Annotated in this window: 6 protein-coding genes; 4 read left to right on the plus strand and 2 right to left on the minus strand. The window is 60.3% G+C overall.

Features of this window, described 5'->3' with window-relative positions; genetic code table 11:
* Positions 1-124 precede the first annotated feature (124 nt).
* Complete coding sequence (locus B3520_RS02970; protein WP_286875380.1) at positions 125-529, plus strand: SgcJ/EcaC family oxidoreductase; 405 nt, start codon at positions 125-127, stop codon at positions 527-529.
* 14 nt (positions 530-543) lie between these two features.
* The gene (locus B3520_RS02975) at positions 544-1,233 is read left to right on the plus strand and encodes a hypothetical protein (protein WP_286875382.1); all 690 of its coding nucleotides are present in this window, start codon (positions 544-546) and stop codon (positions 1,231-1,233) included.
* 74 nt (positions 1,234-1,307) lie between these two features.
* On the opposite strand, the gene B3520_RS02980 is transcribed toward B3520_RS02975, so the two are convergent.
* Positions 1,308-1,634: a nuclear transport factor 2 family protein gene (locus B3520_RS02980; RefSeq protein ID WP_194854994.1), complete on the minus strand. Its 327-nt coding sequence runs from the start codon at positions 1,632-1,634 to the stop codon at positions 1,308-1,310.
* Between the two features lie 93 nt (positions 1,635-1,727).
* Between B3520_RS02980 and B3520_RS02985 the strand changes: the two genes are divergently transcribed.
* Positions 1,728-2,078, plus strand: a complete 351-nt coding sequence (locus B3520_RS02985; protein ID WP_194854993.1) for a winged helix-turn-helix transcriptional regulator — start codon at positions 1,728-1,730, stop codon at positions 2,076-2,078.
* Entirely contained in the window at positions 2,078-2,443 is a 366-nt protein-coding gene (locus B3520_RS02990) for an MmcQ/YjbR family DNA-binding protein (RefSeq protein WP_194854992.1), read from the plus strand. Before B3520_RS02985 ends, B3520_RS02990 begins: the two co-directional genes overlap by 1 nt.
* An 18-nt stretch (positions 2,444-2,461) precedes the next feature.
* Here the strand turns inward: B3520_RS02990 and urtE are convergent.
* Positions 2,462-3,054 (minus strand): urea ABC transporter ATP-binding subunit UrtE (gene urtE, locus B3520_RS02995; RefSeq protein WP_286875388.1); only part of this gene is annotated, 593 nt, incomplete at its 5' end.

Genomic DNA, 3,054 nt, shown 5'->3' on the forward strand with positions numbered 1-3,054 from the left:
ACCATCCAACTCAATCGTCTGATTCCGTGGTCCGACATTGAGGCCTACTTACCCGAAGACAAGACCTGACGCAGGGAAACCGGCCTCAAGCGGTCGGAAGCCAAAAGCGCAAGGAGGAATTTTCGTGAAAAGTGATGAAGACGAAATACGAGAGCTTGTTGCGAAATGGATGAAAGCAACAAAAGAAGGTGACTCCGAAATCGTCCTCGGCCTGATGGCGGATGATGCGGTTTTTATCGTTCCTGGTGAGAAGCCTTTCGGGAAAGACGCTTTCGCGTCGGCGGCGAAATCTCAAGACACAGCATCCATGGAAATAGATGGTGAGAGTGAGGTGCTTGAGATCACGGTTACAGGTGACTGGGCGTTTATGCTGAGTCACTTGACGGTCAAGGTAAAAGCCGACGGCTTCCCTGAAAGGGTTCGGGCAGGCAATACGCTTACCGTGCTTACAAAGAGAGATGGCCGCTGGCTTCTGTACCGGGACGCAAATCTGTTGGTTCCCGACCCGCAGTTCAGCGATGCCACTTAACAAGTGAAGATCAGATGCCGACATTGAGCCTTACGGATGGGTCGGAGCCCTTCAAGGTTACGGTGCTTGAATCCGCGCCCGGCGCCCCTGTGTTGCTCTTTGCGGTAGGGGCGGGCGGCAATCCGGAGCGCCATCTTCCGCTTCTCACCTCTCTCGCCGAATCCGAATACTCGGTGGTCGCACCGCATTTCACCGGGCTGGACGCGTCGATGCCCAGGGAGGACGAGTTACGTCTTTGGGCGCGGAGGCTGACCCTTGCCCTCGATAGCGTTGCTCCGCCCGGATCGACGGTGGTGGGCGTGGGTCACTCACTCGGTGCGGCGGCCCTGCTCGCGTTGGCCGGTGGTCAGATCTGGTTGGGCGCCGGCCGCCATGTCGAGATCGTGCCTGACGGGCGACTCACCCGGCTGGTTCTGTTGACTCCGCCGATGGGCTTTTTCCAGGTCGAAGGGGCGCTGGATGCCGTGCAGACGCCCATCCTTGCTTGGGCAGGCTCGCGGGATTCGATCACGCCGGCCGCCCAGGTGGATGTGCTGGTTCGTGCCTTGAGCGGCCGCTTACCGTTGGATGTACGCGTAACGGAGGGGGCCGGGCATTTCTTTTTCATGGACCTGCCACCGCCGGATGAGGTGGAGCCGTTGGCCGATCGGCAAGCATTCCTTGATCTGCTTGCCGAAGAGATCGGGAAGTTCTTTAAAAGGTGAGTGGCGTTCGGGCCCTCAGAAGATGATCAGTCAGGGCCAGGCGGCGGTCTGAATGAAGCCGGATGACTGGACGGCTAACCGATATCGAGAGACCAAATCTTGTCGTTTTTCAGCTCAAAGGTATAGCGAAGCACCGCCGGGCTACCGGGGAAGTTGCCCGAGACCCGCGCTCGAACGATCACGGTGGCATCCGCCCCTTCCATTTCCAGCGGTTCCGCCGTATAGCTGTACTTCTTCTTGGATTCGATAAACCAATCGGTGATCTCGGCGATCCCGTTATAGGTGTGCTTCTCGTCATGAACGGAAGCGTCCGTGGCGAAGCATCGGTCCAGTGAGGCGCTGTTCTTGTCGTTGCTGAGCTGGAAGAAGAGCGCGATGGGCGCTGGGAAATGAATGGCCATTGGCGGTTCCTTTGGCGGTGAATGGAGGGTCCTGAAGTTTGATCAGGGCGTGCCCGTTCATCAAGAACGCACGGAAAAGTAAGTGGGTTACCTATGGGTAAGGCGTATACACCGGAGACGGCGGCGGCGGACGTGGCGGCGGCGATGAGGGTGCTGGAAGGGCGCTGGAAGCTGATTCTTCTGTTCCACCTGTTCGGTGGCCAGGTGCGGCGTTACTCGGAGCTGGAAAAATCCATCCCCGGTATCTCGCAAAAGATGCTGGCCCAACAGCTGCGCGCACTGGAAGCGGACGGCCTGGTGCGCAGAACGGTCTACCCGGAAGTGCCGCCGAAGGTAGAGTACCAGCTCACCGATTGGGGGCAGGCCCTTTGCCCGGTGCTGGATGCGCTGCTTTCCTGGCGTGAAGGGAAGCCACCGGCCGCGGTTGATGGACGGGAGCCGTAATGACCTACGAGGAGTTCAACCGCTTTTGCCGCGCGTTGCCGGCCACAACCTATGTGGTCCAGTGGGGCGGCGCTCACGTCTGGAAAGTGGGCGGCAAGGTGTTCGCTATCGGGGGTTGGGAAAAGGCCGGTCAACCCGCCTTTACGTTTAAGGCGTCGGAACTCAACTTTGAGATTCTGCGGGATCAGCCGGGTTTCCGGCCGGCGCCCTATCTGGCGTCCCGGGGCATGAGGTGGATACAACAGTACGATGCGCCTGAAGAGACGGATGAGACGCTCCAATACTACCTCAAGGAGTCCCACCGGATCGTCTCCGAGGGGTTGACCAAGAAGCTGCAGCGGGAACTCGGCCTGAACCAGAAATAGCCGAAGCGACGCCCGCCGCTACACGGTCAGGTACTTCTTCACCAGATCATCGCTGAGCGCGCCGATGTCGTCCTCGGCGACCTTGCTGCCCCGGTCGATGATGGCGAAGCGGTCGGCGGTGGCGCGGGCGAAGTGGAGTTTCTGCTCCACCAGCAGCACGGTGAGGCCTTCTTCCTTGTTCAGGGTTTTGATCACCTTGCCGATCATGTCGACGATGTTGGGCTGAATGCCTTCGGTGGGTTCGTCGAGGATCAGCAGGGTAGGGTCCAGGGCCAGCGCCCGGCCGATGGCGAGCTGCTGTTGCTGGCCGCCGGACAGGTCGCCGCCGCGCCGGTGGCGCATATCGTGCAGCACCGGGAACAGCTCATAGATACGCGCCGGGATCTTGCGACTGCGGTCAGCGCGCGCCTGCAGCCCCGTTTCCAGGTTCTCCTCCACGGTAAGCAGCGGAAAAATCTCCCGCCCCTGCGGCACATAGCCAATACCCGCCCGCGCCCGCTCCTCGGCGGCTTTCTTGCTCAGGTCCTTGCCGTCGAATTCAATCTTGCCCGTAGCGGCGGGCAACAACCCCATCACCGACTTCAGCAACGTGGTCTTCCCCACGCCGTTCC

The sequence above is a fragment of the Marinimicrobium sp. UBA4509 genome (assembly GCF_002388575.1).
GTDB lineage: Bacteria > Pseudomonadota > Gammaproteobacteria > Pseudomonadales > Cellvibrionaceae > Marinimicrobium > Marinimicrobium koreense.

Bases quoted from the DNA above. Each gene is read 5' to 3' on its own strand.
- B3520_RS02975 (WP_286875382.1), top strand. From the start codon at position 544: ATGCCGACATTGAGCCTTACGGATGGGTCGGAGCCCTTCAAGGTTACG.
- B3520_RS02980 (WP_194854994.1), bottom strand. From the start codon at position 1,634: ATGGCCATTCATTTCCCAGCGCCCATCGCGCTCTTCTTCCAGCTCAGC.
- B3520_RS02985 (WP_194854993.1), top strand. From the start codon at position 1,728: ATGGGTAAGGCGTATACACCGGAGACGGCGGCGGCGGACGTGGCGGCG.
- B3520_RS02990 (WP_194854992.1), top strand. From the start codon at position 2,078: ATGACCTACGAGGAGTTCAACCGCTTTTGCCGCGCGTTGCCGGCCACA.